This is a genomic window from Imperialibacter sp. EC-SDR9 (assembly GCF_902498805.1).
GTDB lineage: Bacteria > Bacteroidota > Bacteroidia > Cytophagales > Cyclobacteriaceae > Imperialibacter.
The window spans coordinates 59,326-74,722 of sequence record NZ_LR701598.1; the positions used below are offsets into that span (position 1 = coordinate 59,326).

Here is a 15,397-nt window from a genome sequence, read left to right on the forward strand (position 1 = left end):
ACAGCCAAACCCAATGAACGTTTACAAACAAATTGAAGCCGAAATCCTTGCCGCTTCTTCTATCGTTATTACCTCACATAAATCTGCCGATGGAGACTCAGTGGGCTGTTCGCTGGGACTATTGTATTTTATAGAAAAGCTGGGTAAAAAGGCTACGATTTGCCATCCTGATGCGGCGCCCGACTTTTTATATTGGCTGGACACCTCTCCTATTGCGCTCATGAGCGACGAGCCGGAGAAAGTAACAGAAGCCTTTCAAAGAGCTGATCTAATCTTTTGCCTGGACTACAATAGCACTGATCGGGTAGGCTCTGACATGCAAATACTGCTGGAGTCCGCTACTTGCCAAAAGATCATGATTGATCACCATCTAAACCCGCAAGATTTCCCTACAATTACTGTATCGGAGACCTCTGCTTCTTCTACCTCACAATTGATCGTGGAGTTGATGGAACAATCAGGACATGGCGACTTACTCGATGAAAAAATAGGCACTCCGCTGTACCTCGGCATTCTAACAGATACGGGAAGTTTTCGGTTTTCGTCGGTACAGCCCCGCACCCATGAAATACTGGCGAAACTATTGGCAGCAGGCGTGCAACATCACCTGGTACATGAGATGCTCAGCGACAACAATACGGCGAGCCGGTTGCGCCTGCAGGGCTATGCCATGGCCGAAAAGCTGGAAATAATGGAAGACTACCAGGTCTCTGTCATTTCACTGACAAAAGAAGAGCTTGAGAAATACCATTATAAAAAAGGAGACACAGACAGTCTGGCCAACCTTGCTTTATCTATCAAAGGCATGAAAGCCGCCATTGTGTTTACCGAACGTGACGGCATCATGAAAATATCGTTCCGTTCCAAAGGGAAAGAAAACCCGGTGAATGTGTTGGCCTCAGAACATTTCAATGGAGGAGGGCACGCCAACGCCGCCGGGGGGATGAGTGAGTTGTCGGTAGACGAAACGCTTGTTAAAATCAAAGGTTTGATTCCCGGGTATTTCTAAATGGCTCATTAGGTCAACCACAATGGGTTCGGAGAGGTTGGCTATTCTGCTGGGCTAATAATCCTCATTGTTACTCCAGCAACAATCCATCGGCTTCAGCTTTTGTTTTTTGCACAGGCTTCAGATGATGGATAGTGTTTTGAAGCTTACCCTTGAGTTCGTTGCCCTGCACGTCAGTCACCGCATACGCAATAGTCATGACGTCGACCGGCTTGATCCCCTCCACGAAAAGTTTGACCGTCTTGCCATCCCTACTAAGCTGCACACCCTGAATAGGTAAGGTTTGCATGTTGTATCGTTTTGAACCATACTTTCTGCTTCTGACGATGTCCCAGGTTTGCACTTCATAATTGGTCGGCTGCATCGCCTTGTTGCGGTCCAGTTCGCTGGCAAAGCTGAGCCTTACTCCATCGTCTTCCGCTGCCAGCGCCACAGGAACCGATAGCGGTGCTCCGGTGTAGCGAACCCTGTAGAATTCACCTCCTCTCATCATCTGCGAAGTGCCCCACGCCGACATGCCACAAGCATACAACTGTCCATCTTCAGGATTAAAGCGCCCTCTCATCACTCCACTCAAAAACTTTACACCCGGCAGGTCGATCACCCCCGCCTGTCGCTGCCCATCCACCTTTTCGGTTAGCACAAGCTGAATTTTTCCATACCCATAAGAAAAGCTGAGCAGGCTGCCGTCCAGCGATCCCCACTTCTTGCTATCTACCCATAGTAACTCAGACGGTGACCGGTCAAATTCCATGTCTATCCAAACCATGGGAGGCTCCATACCTGCACGACTACTATCTTTTGGTGGATTATAACCCCACATATTGCCATAGAATTTACCTTTTCCTTCGATCCAGTTCACCCGGTTCATCGGATTCCAATACCCCTGCTGATCGGTGACGATAAAGCTGCCATCAGGGTTGATACATAAGCCGTTAGCAGCCCTAAACCCTGTGGCAATAACCTCAGTTTTGGATCCATCTTTACTCACTTTCAGTAAGGTGCCATGCTGGGGAATAAGTGATTCCCGGGCATGGCGACCACTCTTGGCGTAGTATAAATTCCCTTCGTTATCAGCCTGGAGACCCATGGCAAACTCATGGAAGTGATCAGTGACCTGATGGTCATGATTAAAGCTTTCATAAAAGTCGGTTTCTTCGTCGCCATTCAAATCCCTAAGCAGAACAAGCTGGTCACGGCAGGTAACGTAAATTTTCTCCTCCAGCACTTTGATGCCAAGCGGCTGAAACAGTCCTGATGCGATCCTTTTCCAAACAAGGGCCCCCTTCTCATCCAGAAGGCCAGTGACTTTCCACACGTCGCCATCGGTAGTACACAAAACGGCCACGTCAGGGTTCCGCATAAAATCAATGCCGCTAAACTTCATTCTCGACTTCCAGAGATTGTCGAAAGGAGGTGTCATATTATCTACCGCAAATTGGCCCTCCTCTCTGCCTTTTGTTACGGTTGTGCGTATCACTTGCGAATAGTGCGCCGGACCTCCGTGGGTGTATTGATCCAATGATTCCGGTGGGCTAGCACTGGCTACATAATCGCCAAGTGCTTTGCTTCCAGTGCCTGCAATAAAAAGCTTGATTTTAGACAGAGTGCCAGGAGTCACGTTGAGGATCACATAACCATCTTCCTCCGCCAGTGAAGCGCCGTTTCCCGACATGGCAACAACAGTTCCGGCTACTGCCACCCTCATTTTAAGCGCCTGTTTGGACGAGCTCATGTTCAAGGTTCTGGTAAAGATTGTCTGCTCACCATTTTGCTCGACTCCAAGGCTTTCCAAAATATTGGCATTGCCAACCGAATAGGAGATCACCACTTTGTCTTCAAAATAATAGAGTCCCTTGTAGTTGGCCCATTTTTTCGGTAGCGGCCCAAATTGCCTCCCATCCCTCGCTGTGAAACGGGGGTCTTCAAAAGAGCCATTTACCGGATTCGCCCAACCCGGCCCAACCGGCGTTTCAAAGTGGAGTTTCCCAATGGTTCTGGGATAGGTCTCGTGGCGGTCATTCAACAGGATACCATTCCAGTCAATGAACCCTTCACCTGTCCATCCGCCTGCAACACGCATCACATCGTGGTCAAAGATCATCCAGCTTTTGCCCTTCGACACTCCTCCATTTCCTTCGTCGAGCCTGATCGCAATGCCCTTATAGGCAAAATTGTTTCTGCTGTAGTCTTCATCGGGAAACGGCGACGGTCCCGGCGAGTGATACCGGGGGATACCAGTTTTTTCATCCGTCAATTCGTAAGTGTTGATGAAAAAATTACCATAATCCATGTCCGACCAGGGATGATAAGGCTTAGCGGCCGGCCCTCTCGATGTACCCTTTGGTAGACCGGCCAGGTAGCCAGGAGTCACCTTGAAGTACTGATCAGTATTGTCATTTTTTACGAACTCCTCCCTGATGTATGAAATGACATCATACTTTTCCTGTGGTGTGAGTATGAGCTGTGCTGGCATCGCCCCATAGCCCCTGGTGATCGTTTGATACATGGAAAAAGGATCAAACCCTGCCTTAAAAGGCTGCGCCCAAAACTGCAGCGACATGGGGATTGATCCCTCCATATCCTTGTTACCGTGACAATTGATACAATTCGCATTATAGATCCTTCCTCCACGGACATATCCCTCCCTGCTGAAGTCTTCTATTAACCCGGCATGATCGATATTGGACTCCGCATCTGCCACGTCGCTTTCAGATAACACGTAGTCTACTTTGGCAGGTTCGTAAGCCCTGGTAGGTTCGGACTGCCTTGTTGCAGTAATCGGGTATTCTTTCTGGTCGAGTGTAACGACGCCTGAAAAACGATCTCCCTCAAATTCCCCGGTTACGGTCGCCTGATCTTCCTGCCACATCAGGATGTTACCCGCTATTCGTTGCCCATCTACCTGCAAATTCCCGATGTCCATCGTGCCGAGATCAATAGACCTCATCACTCCCTTGTAAGTATCGCCTGCCTGATTCAACTGCAACGTTCCTGTAAGTTCCTCGTCCCCAAACGAAATAGTGAAATCCCATGTACCTGTAAGGGGGTGAGTGCTGCAACTGACAAAACACATCGCTGCTATCACCAGCAGCATCAAATGGGAACGAATCTGTTTCATAACTAAAACATTGAGGTCAAAAGGAAGGATTGATGGTCAAACACTGTTGCCAGAACTAACTGAACGCACCGAACCTACATCACCAGTGTTATTGCAGCGATTTCACACTCAAGTTTTTGTCCAACCAATACTGATCATCGTGAAAGGCAAATTTATTGGGTTGATAGGTGCCAACGGTGTCTACATTCGCCTTTTCTGGAACCGGGAGATCCAGTGACCAAAAAACACCGTTGATCAGCATCCTGCGGGTGCCTTCGGTCAACAAGTCGGTTGCCGCCCCCATCGTGGTAGCAAATACCTTTCCAGGCTGCCCTCCAGGAATCTGGTAACTCTTCACCCATGCCACAGGCATCATCGGGTCATTTGGGTTGCTTGTTTTCTCGTTCCCGTCCTTGTCCTTCTCCACTTTTACCTCAGCCACCTCGCTGTCTGTGAAACGCATTCCGTACAGGGCGTCGTCGGCAGCAAACTCACCTGCCCGGTTCACAACCTGTCCCAACACGATGGGCTGCGAATCGCCAGGCAATGGCAGCCGCACACCATACACATCGGTGGGTCCCCATATTTCTCCTTCACCAATTCCCTTCAGGATAGGGTGACCTTCAGCTCCCGATGCCACCACTCCCCGGGTACTTTGGTGCTGATGGTGGCCATGGTGTGAAATCCATTTTTCTCCCAACACCAGCCTACCAAACCCACCCTTCCATTCATCCTCAACATCGTAGCCATTGCCATAGTGCGTCCAGCTTGAGGTGGAATCGGCCGCAGAAAAATTAAAGGCGTGGGTGGCAGTCCGTATCCCAATCACAGGCTTGCCACTTTTCAAATAATTGTCGATGTACTGCATTTGCTGGTTCGGCAACGCCCGAAAGCGGGTGAAAATGACCATCAGATCAGCCGTTTCAAGGGCCTCCAACCCGGGTATATTGCGCCCATAATTTGGATTGGCTATACCCGGCATATTCGGATCCTGTGCAAAAAGCACGGTGCAATTGAACCCGTGGCGGGCGGAAAGAATCTTCGCTAGTTGTGGAAGTGCTTCCTCCGAACGGTACTCCTCGTCTCCAGACACTAACACCACGTTTGGCATGTCTGCCCGGCCTTCATAGGTCAACCACTCTTTCGTTTGTTCTGTCTGGCCAGACTCTGTGGTGGTTTTACATTTAGCACACAGGAAAAGAATAACAAGCGCAAAGGCATAACGGACAAATTTCATCTTCAGATAGTTTAGGTAATGCGACAAAGAAAATAGAACGTTTAAAGTAGCACTTTTCCCCGAACACTCCACTGCCGTTCATAGCAGTTTTGAGATAAAAACCGACCAGATCAAATCACAGGCGGGAGACTACTACCTGGCAGGATACAATCAAATCCCTTTGGTAACCACCTTGATCTTTGCGGCAGCGGCTCTGGCTCTTTCCACCGCATTCTCTCCTTTTGCCAATACCACCGCCATGCGACGGCAAGGTCTGGTAGTGGGCTTACCAAAAATGCGGACGTCGATATCGGGCTCGGACATCGCTGTTTCCACCCCTGTGTAGGTGGGTGACACTCCATCTTTAGTGGCCAGCACCACGGCACTGGCACCTTCGGTTACTGTAATATTGGGAATCGGCAAGCCAAGAATGGCCCTGGCATGTAAGTCAAACTCACTGAGGTTTTGGCTGATGAGCGTCACCATGCCCGTGTCGTGAGGCCGTGGGCTGAGCTCGCTGAAAATCACTTCGTCTTTAGTAACAAAGAACTCTACTCCAAAGATGCCCACGCCGCCCAAATCGTCGGTCACTGCTTTTGCCATTGCTTCAGCGTCTTGTCGGAATTTTTCTATCATGGGCTGAGGCTGCCAGCTGTACTGGTAGTCGCCCCGCTCCTGCACATGGCCTATTGGGTCGCAGAAAAGTGTTGGCCCGTTCTTTTGTCTCACAGTGAGCAGCGTTATCTCGTAGTCAAACCTGATGAACTCCTCTACAATCACCCGCTGGCGGTCACCCCGCATGCCAGCACAGGCGTAATCCCAGCTGTTTTGGATGTCATCAGCTGTTTGAGCTACACTCTGCCCCTTGCCGCTGCTGCTCATCACCGGCTTGATCACGACCGGAAAGCCAATCGCCTGGGCCTCCTTCACCAGCTGGTCAGCCGACTCGGCATAAGCGAACCTGGCAGTGCGAACGCCAAGGTCTGCTGCCAGGTCACGGATGCGATCCCGGTTCATGGTCATGTTAACAGCCCGGGCACTGGGCACTACGTTCTTGCCTTCTTTTTCCATTTCCACCAGCACTTCTGTGCGAATAGCTTCTATTTCAGGCACGATCAGGTCCGGTTGATGACGCTCAACAGCTGTTCGCAATTCAGTTGCGCTCAGCATATTGAAAACTTCGTATTCATCAGCCACCTGCATGGCGGGTGCCCCCACATAGCTATCGCAGGCTACCACATAGCAACCCAACCTTTTAGCACTGATCACAAATTCTTTTCCGAGTTCCCCAGAGCCGAGAAGGAGTATTTTTTTCATGGGTTCACACTAATCAAGATCAGGCTTATATTCCAAAATGTCATATTCAGCAACACCTGAGAGCTTTTGGTAACCGTGGAAACCACTCGCAATTCCGCCAATCAGCATGTATTCAACACCATGTTTGTTTAGAGCAGAGCAAGTGTGCCGGAGTGACTCTCTGATTTCATTAGAAATCATTTGGCTTCTTTTAGTTCAATCCATAGGATGTCTGAGGAGTCATCTTTCAAGTCTTCATTGGCGGCTTTTAAAGCAGCATAAAAATCCATCAGGTCAAGCGCTCTTGCCAAAGCATTTTCATCAGATAAACGCTCCAATTCTGGTCGACTTTTTTTCTCGCTAATATGCTTATATGATGTTGCCTCATTCATATTCAAATATAACTAGAATTCTACAATACAATGTTTAATACATTTACCAGATTTGAAGTTTGATACCTAAGCCAAACACAAAATAAAGTAATAACATCGTTTCCCGAACTTTTCACCCCCTCTTCTTCCTTATCAATCATTAACTTTTATTGCATACGAAACCTTGCATCCCAATGAACCAACAAGAACTTTTCATCAAAATGGCCCTTGACGCCTGGAACATCTACATTGAACGTACCAACAAACTTTTCGATGGCCTCAGCGATGAGCAAATCGCTGCTGAAGTAGCCCCAAACCGAAACACCGGTACATACCTGCTTGGCCACCTCGCAGCGGTGCACGACAACATGCTTCCACTGCTAAGTATTGGAGAAAAGCTCTATCCCGAACTTTATGAGCCCTACGTAAGAACCCCGGATAAGTCAGGTCAGAACACACCTATTCCAGAATTAAGAGCAGCCTGGAATAAAGTAAACTCAGCGCTTTCCGCAGCATTTGAAAAGTTTTCAGCCGACGATTGGTTTACCAGACATACTGCTGTGACTGAAGAAGACTTTGCCAAAGAGCCTCACAGAAACAAGCTAAACCTGGTCATGAACCGGACAGCCCACTTAGCCAACCATTTGGGGCAGCTGGCATTTTTGAAGCCAAGAGGATAGCCGTAAAGTCAGCCCCAAAATGTTAGAGTTCTAATTATTTTAGAATTCAATTCTAATTGCTAATTATATTGGTTTTTAGTATGTTTGAAAACTAAAATAATTAGCTTTTATAGGCAAATGAGACTCCATGCAACAGAGCAGGGCTGACATACTTTCCTCTTTACAATCCGACATTCTCCGGCTACAGGGGTTCAAGTCGCCGGGTAATACCACCGCCCGACTGAACCTGGGGCTAATGGATGCGGCATTCCCTCATGGTGTCTTCCCTTTGGGAGCTATCCACGAATTTCTTCCTGCAGGTGAAGAAGACATTGCAGCCACCAGCGGCTTTGTCGCTTCTCTCCTAAGCAATGTTACAGGTGCTAATGGAATAGCTTTATGGATCAGCACTTCCCGAACACTCTTCCCTCCTGCGCTAAAAAGTTTCGGCATCTCTCCTGAAAGGTTCATCTTTATTGACCTGAAGAAAGAAAAGGATGTATGGTGGGCAGTGGAAGAAGGTTTGAAATGCACTTCCGTTGCCGCTGTCGTGGGTGAAATGCCCACCCTTGACTTCACCTCCTCCCGCAGGTTGCAGCTCGCAGTAGAAGAAAGCTGCGTCACTGGTTTTGTGATCCGGCCTTACTGTCAAAAATTAACAACAACAGCTTGTGTATCCCGATGGAAAATAGCTTCCCTGCCCGGTGAGGTGGTCGACGACCTTCCCGGTGTGGGATACCCACAATGGAGAGTGGAGTTGCAACGGGTGCGAAATGGCAAGCCTGGTGCCTGGGATGTGAAATGGATGGAAGGCCAGCTGAAAACAGTAGCCGAGAAAGTGCTACATCATTTTGAACCGGAAGAACGAAAAGCAGGGTGAACCATGGGGAAAAGATTTGTTTCTATATGGTTCCGTTACCTTTCCACGGACTGGTTCTCCCTCCGTCGGCCAGAGCTGAGAAAGATACCGTTCGTTTTGCGCACGCCTTCCCACGGCAGAATGGTGATTTCAGCTTCGAATGCTATCGCCAGGGCCAAAGGTATCAGTGATGGCATGGTGCTGGCCGATGCCAGAGCAGCAGTACCTTCTGTAGTAGCACTGGATGATCAGCCGGAGCTTATGCTCAAGCTGCTCAGGCGCCTGGGCGAATGGAGCATTCGCTATGCTCCCAATGTGGCTATCGATCCGCCGGATGGGCTTTTGCTTGATGCCTCAGGATGCTCCCATCTTTGGGGAGGAGATGCAAATTATGTATCTGACATTGAGCAGAAGCTCGAAACCCATGGCTACGGGGTGAGGGCGGCCATGGCTGACACCATCGGAGCAGCATGGGCAATCGCCAGGTACAGTCGTGGGCCTGGCATCATAGAAAGCGGGAAACACCATGAAGTAGTTATGAGCTTACCTCCTGAGGCTCTCCGACTGGAGCCCGAAGCCCTTGAACGACTTCACAAGCTGGGGTTACATCAGCTGCATCAATTCATAAGCATGCCACGTGCTACTCTTCGAAGGCGTTTTGGGGCACAAATGCTGCTGCGTATCGACCAGGCAACAGGTGCCTTAGAGGAAAGGATGGAGCCTATACAGCCTATGGAGCCCTACCAGGAACGACTTCCTTGTCTGGAGCCTATCGTTACTGCTAAAGGCATAGAGATCGCACTTGAGCGACTACTGGAAACACTCTGCCACCGGCTAAGACAGGAGCAGAAAGGATTAAGAGCGGCAGTATTTAAAGGCTATCGGGTAGATGGAAAGGTGGTACAACTAGATATCGGCACCAGCAGGCCATCCCACCATGTCATTCATCTTTTTAAGCTCTTTGAGGTTAAAATATCAACACTGGAACCAGCATTGGGCATTGAGTTATTCATTCTGGAAGCCCCTAAAGTCGAAGAACTTCTGCCTGAGCAAGAACAGTTGTGGGAAGAAGCTGGCGGGCTGGACGATATGCGGCTGTCGGAGCTGGTGGATAAGCTGGCCGGCAAGTTCGGGGCAAAGTCTGTCCGGCGCTACCTCCCCGACGAGCATTACTGGCCTGAAAGGTCATTCAGGCCTGCCCTTTCACTGCAAGAAAAAGCAACCACCCTATGGAGAGTGGATAAGCTTCGACCCCTCCAGCTATTGAACAAGCCGGAAAAAATTGAAGTAAGTGCGCCAATCCCTGATTATCCTCCTATGCTTTTCCGCTACAAAGGCAAAGTGCATGAAGTAGCCAGAGCAGACGGCCCGGAAAGGATTGAGCAGGAATGGTGGCTGCAGCAGGGGCAGCATAGGGACTATTACAGGATAGAAGACAAAGAAGGGCACAGGTTTTGGCTGTTTCGATCAGGGCACTACGACGACAAAAGCTTTCAGTGGTATGTGCATGGGTTTTTTGCTTAATGTGGTGGCCGCCCTATTGTCGGTCTTCGACAGGCTCAGACTGACAATAGGGAATACCTTCCGTCAACCAAATTGTGAGGCGACACAACCACCTATCATCCTAAGCCTGACCGAAATGGAATGGATAACGAGTGCTTGTCATCCTGAGTCTAACCTGAAGAGTGGTAACGAGTCCTTGTCATCCTGAGCCTGTCGAAGGAAACAAGTGCTCGGATCAGCTTGAACTTTTGAAACCAGTACTAAGATGTATGACTAGTTAAAAACACTGTGAACCATGTCCTACACCGAATTACAAGTCACCTCCAATTTCAGTTTTCTACGGGGAGCCTCGCACCCTGAAGAGCTGGTGACACAGGCAGCGGCCTATGGATACTCTGCTATTGCCATCACCGACCGCAACACCCTGGCTGGCATCGTTCGTGCTCATATCGCCACACGAGGCCTTGACATTCGCATCATCCCTGCCTGCCGCCTCGACTTGCAGGATGGGCCTAGCTTACTGGCTTTTCCTACTGACATTCATGCTTATGCAGGTTTATCCGCTTTACTTACCAAAGGCAACCTGAGAACCGAAAAAGGGCAATGTGAGCTTTACAAAAAGGACTTGTATGAACATGCGCCAGGCCTGGAGCTGGTAGTCATTCCTCCCTTGCAATTGAATGAAGCATTTGATTTCGATCAAGCCTTTAAGTCACAACTAGAAGAATACCGGGAAGCCTTAGGTGCCCGCCTTCACCTTGCGGCCAGCAGGCCCTACGATGGCAACGACCTCAAGTTGCTTCACCGACTCAATCAACTCTCAAAGAAGCTTAATATCCCAATGGTTGCTACTAACGATGTGCATTACCACCACCCCACCAGAAGGGAATTGCAGGATGTGGTAACCTGTACCCGTGAAAAATGCACAATACAGGAGGCTGGCTTTCGCCTTCACCCAAATGCCGAACGTTACCTGAAACCAGCGGACGAAATGCAGCGGCTGTTCCGGGCCTACCCGGAAGCCATCTGGCAAACCCAGGTGATTGCTGAGAAGTGTCAGTTTTCCCTGGATCAACTGAAATACAGGTATCCAAAAGAAATCACCAGCGAAGGGCGCACCCCCCAGGAAGAGCTTATTTATCTGACATGGAAGGGGGCTCATAAAATGTTTCCTGATGGAATCCCTGCAAAGGTCAAAGCCAACATCAACTATGAGCTGAAGTTCATCGACCAAATGAACTATGCTGAGTACTTCCTTACCGTTTACGATATCGTGCGCTATGCCAGAGAGCAGCAAATCCTCTGCCAGGGAAGGGGGTCTGCTGCCAATTCTACCGTCTGCTATTGTCTGGGCATTACTTCGGTAGATCCCTCCAAATTCAACCTGCTGTTTGAACGCTTCATCTCAGCAGCCCGCAATGAGCCGCCGGATATTGATGTAGACTTTGAACACGAACGACGGGAGGAAGTGATGCAGTATATCTACAACAAGTATGGCAGAGATCGTGCTGCGGTGGTGGCTACAGTCACTCAGTTGCATCACAAAGGCGCCATCCGGGATGTTGGCAAAGTGATGGGACTATCGGTGGACACCATTACCCGGTTATCCAGCCTTATTTGGGACTTCAAAGACGAAGGTTTCGACAAAAACCGCATCATCAGCCAGGGCATCAATCCCGATGACCCGACTATTAAAAAAGTGCTGGAGCTTACCCAGCAATATATCAGCTTCCCACGACAGCTGGGGCAGCATACAGGAGGGTTTGTGATTACTGAAGGCAAGCTGTCCGACCTGTGTCCGGTACTGAATGCCCGGATGGAAGACCGCACCAATATTGAGTGGAATAAAGACGATATTGAAGCACTTGGTTTCTTGAAAATCGATGTACTGGCCCTGGGTATGCTCACATGTATTCGGAAAGCCTTTGATATAGCTAAAAAGCACTATGACAAAGAATTTACATTAGCGAATATTCCGCAGGATGATCCCAAAGTCTATGAAATGATTTGCCATGCCGATACCATCGGCGTGTTTCAGATTGAAAGCCGGGCTCAGATGTCGATGCTGCCAAGACTGAAACCCAAGTCCTTTTACGACCTGGTCATCGAGGTAGCTATCGTTCGTCCTGGTCCTATTCAGGGCGACATGGTTCACCCCTACCTTCGGCGACGTAATGGAGAAGAAAAAGTAGAGTATCCCTCCGAAGAGCTCAGAGAAATTCTTGGCCGAACTTTGGGCGTCCCTCTTTTTCAGGAACAGGCTATGAGTATTGCAATAGTTGCTGCAGGATTCACTCCAGCCGAAGCAGATGAACTCCGCAGAAGCATGGCAACCTTCAAAGCCAAGGGCAAGGTTTCCTATTTTCGTGACAAGCTCATTAACGGCATGACAAAGAAAGGATACAAAAGGGAATATGCCGAGAGGGTGTTTAAACAACTGGAAGGCTTCGGTAGCTATGGCTTTCCTGAAAGTCATGCAGTGAGCTTTGCACTGTTGGTTTATGTTTCTTCCTGGCTCAAATGCTATTACCCGGATGTGTTTGCCTGTGCTATTCTCAATAGTCTGCCAATGGGGTTCTACCAACCGGCTCAACTCATCACCGATGCAAAGAATCATGGCGTAAAAATCAGAGAACTAGACATCAACCATTCTGGATGGGATTATCAACTGGAAGAAAAAGAAGGTGATTTCTGCACTTTAAGGCTGGGCTTCCGACAAGTAAAAGGGCTTAAGGAAGAAGAAGTGGAACTATTGATAACTGGCAGAACACGGCCTTATGGCAGTGTACATGAATTAAGGGAGCTGGGCCTTTCAGAAAGTACTCTGGAAAGATTGGCTGATGCAGACGCCTTCCGATCCATTGGTCTGGATCGTCGTCAGGCACTGTGGGAAGTGTCCACCAAAGATCACCTGCACAAAGCCCTGTTCAGTTCGCAGCAACAGAATGAGCATGAACAAAAGGTTGACCTTCCTGAAATGCAACTGTCCGAACATGTAATACAGGACTACGCCTCCACTTCTCTGTCTATCAAAGCCCACCCGGTGAGCTTTTTGCGGGAGCAGTTGGGCAGGCTGGGTATTACACCAAACTTTGCTCTGGCGAACGCCAAAGACAAAGACTATGTGAAAGTAGCCGGGCTGGTGCTGGTGCGACAGCGGCCCGGCACGGCTAGCGGTATCTGCTTCATTACCATTGAAGATGAAACTGGCATAGCCAACCTTGTTGTCTTCAAAAAGCTGTTCGACAAATACAGAAAAGAGATCATTCAGTCACGCCTGCTGATGGTAGAAGGGCAGTTACAGAAAGAGGGCGAGGTCATCCATGTGATTGCCAAACGGCTTTTCAATCTTTCAGGAATGCTACAGCAGCTAACGGCAAGACAAAAACAAGAATTGTCGTTGAAGCCGATGTCTCGCTCAGATGAAACGACGGTTCCGTATTCGCAGATAAAAACTGCTCCAAAACCAAAAGTGGTACAAGGGAAGATTTTTCCTGAGGGGAGGAATTTTAGGTAGTAAAGAGAGATTAAGCTTCCCTAAGAGTTCCTTTCAGGAGACGCTGAGAGAATCAAATTAAAAATGCTTGCAAGAAAAGTGTACTTATTGATTGTCGATTATCCGTTGTGGATCCATTCTGGTCGGAAAAAAGTCGGTGATATAAACTGTCGACTCTTTCTCTTTGATGTAGTAGATGATCTTTATCTCGAAATACCTGGTTTCCTTATGAAGTATAAATCTAAAATCTTCTTCAGCCCCAAGGAGGTATTTCTCTCGGCGGCCTCTGGCGGGTTTACTGGATAATGTACTGGCAGTCTTTATGATATTTTCATCAATTCTACTAGCCCGCTCAAAAGTAAAGTTATCGTACAAGTAGGATAAAACATGCTCCTGATAACGGATAATGGCAGGTCTGGCGATGACTATTTTCTATAGTTTTCCTTCGCCCATTCCTTATTCTTCTGGCTAAACTCATCTAAAGACAACGTATCTCCTTTGCTGATTGCTTCTAGAGATTCCTGTGTCCTGGTCTCCATCTCTGCCTGTGTGATCAACTGGTCCATGCGCTCCAAAGTAGATTTTTTTTGCACCTGCATCACACGTTCAATAAGGCCTAATTTCAGCGTTTCTGCTTTCATGATGTGTGGTTCTTCTGTGACCTATTATAAAATTAACATTTTGCATTCAGTTTATCGTTGTCATGGCAAATAGAGCTATGAATTTCTGAAAAATGCATGCTAGTGACTCTATTTAGTCATGTTTGGCAAGATGTGAAGATATGACTTTCAGCGCCGGATCAGAAGTGGTGCAGGGAAAAATCTTTCCTGAGGAGGAGGAATTTTAGGTGATGGAGAAAGAATAAGGCTCATAATCCGTCTATGGAAGTGATACTTCAACTATTCAGTAAACTTATCCTGTTATACGCCAGTCTGACACAATAATTGAAGCAAGAAGAACCGATCTGATCAATTTTTGCTATTTTTACACTATGCGACACTTTATAGAAATAAACGATTCTTTACCCGGTGCAAGGCAACTTTTAGAACTCATAAAGACCCTCAAAATTGAGGGGATTTCCTTTATTGACCTGGAAGAACAGGAAGACAAAGTGTTGCTTTCAATGATGGAAGAAGACAAGCAAAGTGGACTTGCAGACAAAACCAAAGTTCTTAATAAACTTGGGTTGGGGTGAATCTGGAGTTTAGCAAATCATTTGAAAAGCAGCTTAAAGGAATTCCTGACAATATATCAAAAGAAGGAGTTGCTGGTGCCATCAAAGAAATAATTGAAGCAAAGACTGTCAGCCAGATACCCAGCGCTAAAAAAATGAAGGGGCATAAAAGCGCTTATCGGATTAGAATAGGTGATTATAGGCTAGGGTTTTATATTGATAAGGGAGTAGCTCTGATAACAACACTCGCTCATCGAAAGGATATCTACAAAAAGTTTCCATAAAGTGATTTAAAAGCTTTAAAGACATTTAACCTGATACCTGGCTGTTCTGGATTTGCAACCCTGAACCTCTACCCCAGGATTTATGATTCGGCAAAAAATGCTCTGCTTAGCCTGCAGAAATTGAACACACCAAAGTCAACACTTACCCTCAGTTGCCTCTGCTCAGCGTCAGAGCATAGAAGTTTTTCTTGCCTACACCAGCACCACTCCCTCTTCCAGCGCTTTTTCATACACCTCGTCGTTGAAGGTGTAGAAGGTGGGTGAGCGATGAGCTCCGATCTTCAGCTTTTCATCGGTCTTTTTCCTGACTTCCGCACTTTTTTATAAGATTATCGAAAATCCTCAATTAAGTTAAAATAGAGGGGTTTTTGACGGTGTCTTGGGTGTCCCAGAGAGGCTTTTGCTAGCTTTATGCATGTTCATACGCCAA

At 47.9% G+C, this 15,397-nt stretch carries 13 protein-coding genes; 7 read left to right on the top strand and 6 right to left on the bottom strand.

The features are described 5' to 3' along the window. The first annotated feature begins 13 nt into the window (after positions 1-13). Positions 14-1,009, top strand: coding sequence for a bifunctional oligoribonuclease/PAP phosphatase NrnA (locus GC130_RS20485; protein ID WP_152000222.1), 996 nt, complete (start codon positions 14-16; stop codon positions 1,007-1,009). 70 nt (positions 1,010-1,079) lie between these two features. On the opposite strand, the gene GC130_RS20490 is transcribed toward GC130_RS20485, so the two are convergent. The 4 genes from GC130_RS20490 to GC130_RS20505 all read right to left on the bottom strand — a co-directional run bounded on the left by GC130_RS20490 (position 1,080) and on the right by GC130_RS20505 (position 7,013). Beyond that, a complete protein-coding gene (locus GC130_RS20490; protein WP_152000223.1) occupies positions 1,080-4,130 on the bottom strand; it encodes a DUF6797 domain-containing protein in 3,051 nt (1,016 codons plus the stop codon). A gap of 88 nt (positions 4,131-4,218) precedes the next feature. After that, positions 4,219-5,346 (bottom strand): ThuA domain-containing protein, encoded by a 1,128-nt coding sequence (locus GC130_RS20495; protein ID WP_152000224.1) that lies wholly within the window; start codon positions 5,344-5,346, stop codon positions 4,219-4,221. 150 nt (positions 5,347-5,496) lie between these two features. Next, positions 5,497-6,642, bottom strand: a complete 1,146-nt coding sequence (purT, locus tag GC130_RS20500; RefSeq protein ID WP_152000225.1) for a formate-dependent phosphoribosylglycinamide formyltransferase — start codon at positions 6,640-6,642, stop codon at positions 5,497-5,499. 176 nt (positions 6,643-6,818) lie between these two features. Further along, positions 6,819-7,013 carry a hypothetical protein gene (locus GC130_RS20505; protein WP_152000226.1) on the bottom strand — a complete coding sequence of 65 codons (195 nt, stop codon included), beginning with the start codon at positions 7,011-7,013 and terminating at the stop codon, positions 6,819-6,821. A 173-nt stretch (positions 7,014-7,186) separates the two neighbouring features. Between GC130_RS20505 and GC130_RS20510 the strand changes: the two genes are divergently transcribed. The 4 genes from GC130_RS20510 to GC130_RS20525 all read left to right on the top strand — a co-directional run bounded on the left by GC130_RS20510 (position 7,187) and on the right by GC130_RS20525 (position 13,530). Next, positions 7,187-7,672, top strand: coding sequence for a DinB family protein (locus GC130_RS20510; protein ID WP_152000227.1), 486 nt, complete (start codon positions 7,187-7,189; stop codon positions 7,670-7,672). 127 nt (positions 7,673-7,799) lie between these two features. Then, positions 7,800-8,531 carry an ImuA family protein gene (locus GC130_RS20515; RefSeq protein ID WP_193217929.1) on the top strand — a complete coding sequence of 244 codons (732 nt, stop codon included), beginning with the start codon at positions 7,800-7,802 and terminating at the stop codon, positions 8,529-8,531. 3 nt (positions 8,532-8,534) lie between these two features. Next, complete coding sequence (locus GC130_RS20520) at positions 8,535-10,034, top strand: DNA polymerase Y family protein (RefSeq protein ID WP_152000228.1); 1,500 nt, start codon at positions 8,535-8,537, stop codon at positions 10,032-10,034. 274 nt (positions 10,035-10,308) lie between these two features. Next, the gene (locus GC130_RS20525) at positions 10,309-13,530 is read left to right on the top strand and encodes an error-prone DNA polymerase (protein ID WP_152000229.1); all 3,222 of its coding nucleotides are present in this window, start codon (positions 10,309-10,311) and stop codon (positions 13,528-13,530) included. Between the two features lie 84 nt (positions 13,531-13,614). Here the strand turns inward: GC130_RS20525 and GC130_RS20530 are convergent, their stop codons facing one another. Both GC130_RS20530 and GC130_RS20535 read right to left on the bottom strand, forming a co-directional pair. Continuing rightward, positions 13,615-13,884 (bottom strand): type II toxin-antitoxin system RelE/ParE family toxin, encoded by a 270-nt coding sequence (locus tag GC130_RS20530; protein ID WP_193217930.1) that lies wholly within the window; start codon positions 13,882-13,884, stop codon positions 13,615-13,617. Positions 13,885-13,934: 50 nt separating this feature from the next. Next, positions 13,935-14,150, bottom strand: a complete 216-nt coding sequence (locus tag GC130_RS20535; RefSeq protein ID WP_152000231.1) for a hypothetical protein — start codon at positions 14,148-14,150, stop codon at positions 13,935-13,937. A 350-nt stretch (positions 14,151-14,500) separates the two neighbouring features. Between GC130_RS20535 and GC130_RS20540 the strand changes: the two genes are divergently transcribed. Beyond that, entirely contained in the window at positions 14,501-14,704 is a 204-nt protein-coding gene (locus tag GC130_RS20540) for a hypothetical protein (protein WP_152000232.1), read from the top strand. Further along, the gene (locus GC130_RS20545; RefSeq protein ID WP_152000233.1) at positions 14,701-14,967 is read left to right on the top strand and encodes a type II toxin-antitoxin system RelE/ParE family toxin; all 267 of its coding nucleotides are present in this window, start codon (positions 14,701-14,703) and stop codon (positions 14,965-14,967) included. Before GC130_RS20540 ends, GC130_RS20545 begins: the two co-directional genes overlap by 4 nt. Positions 14,968-15,397 lie beyond the last annotated feature (430 nt).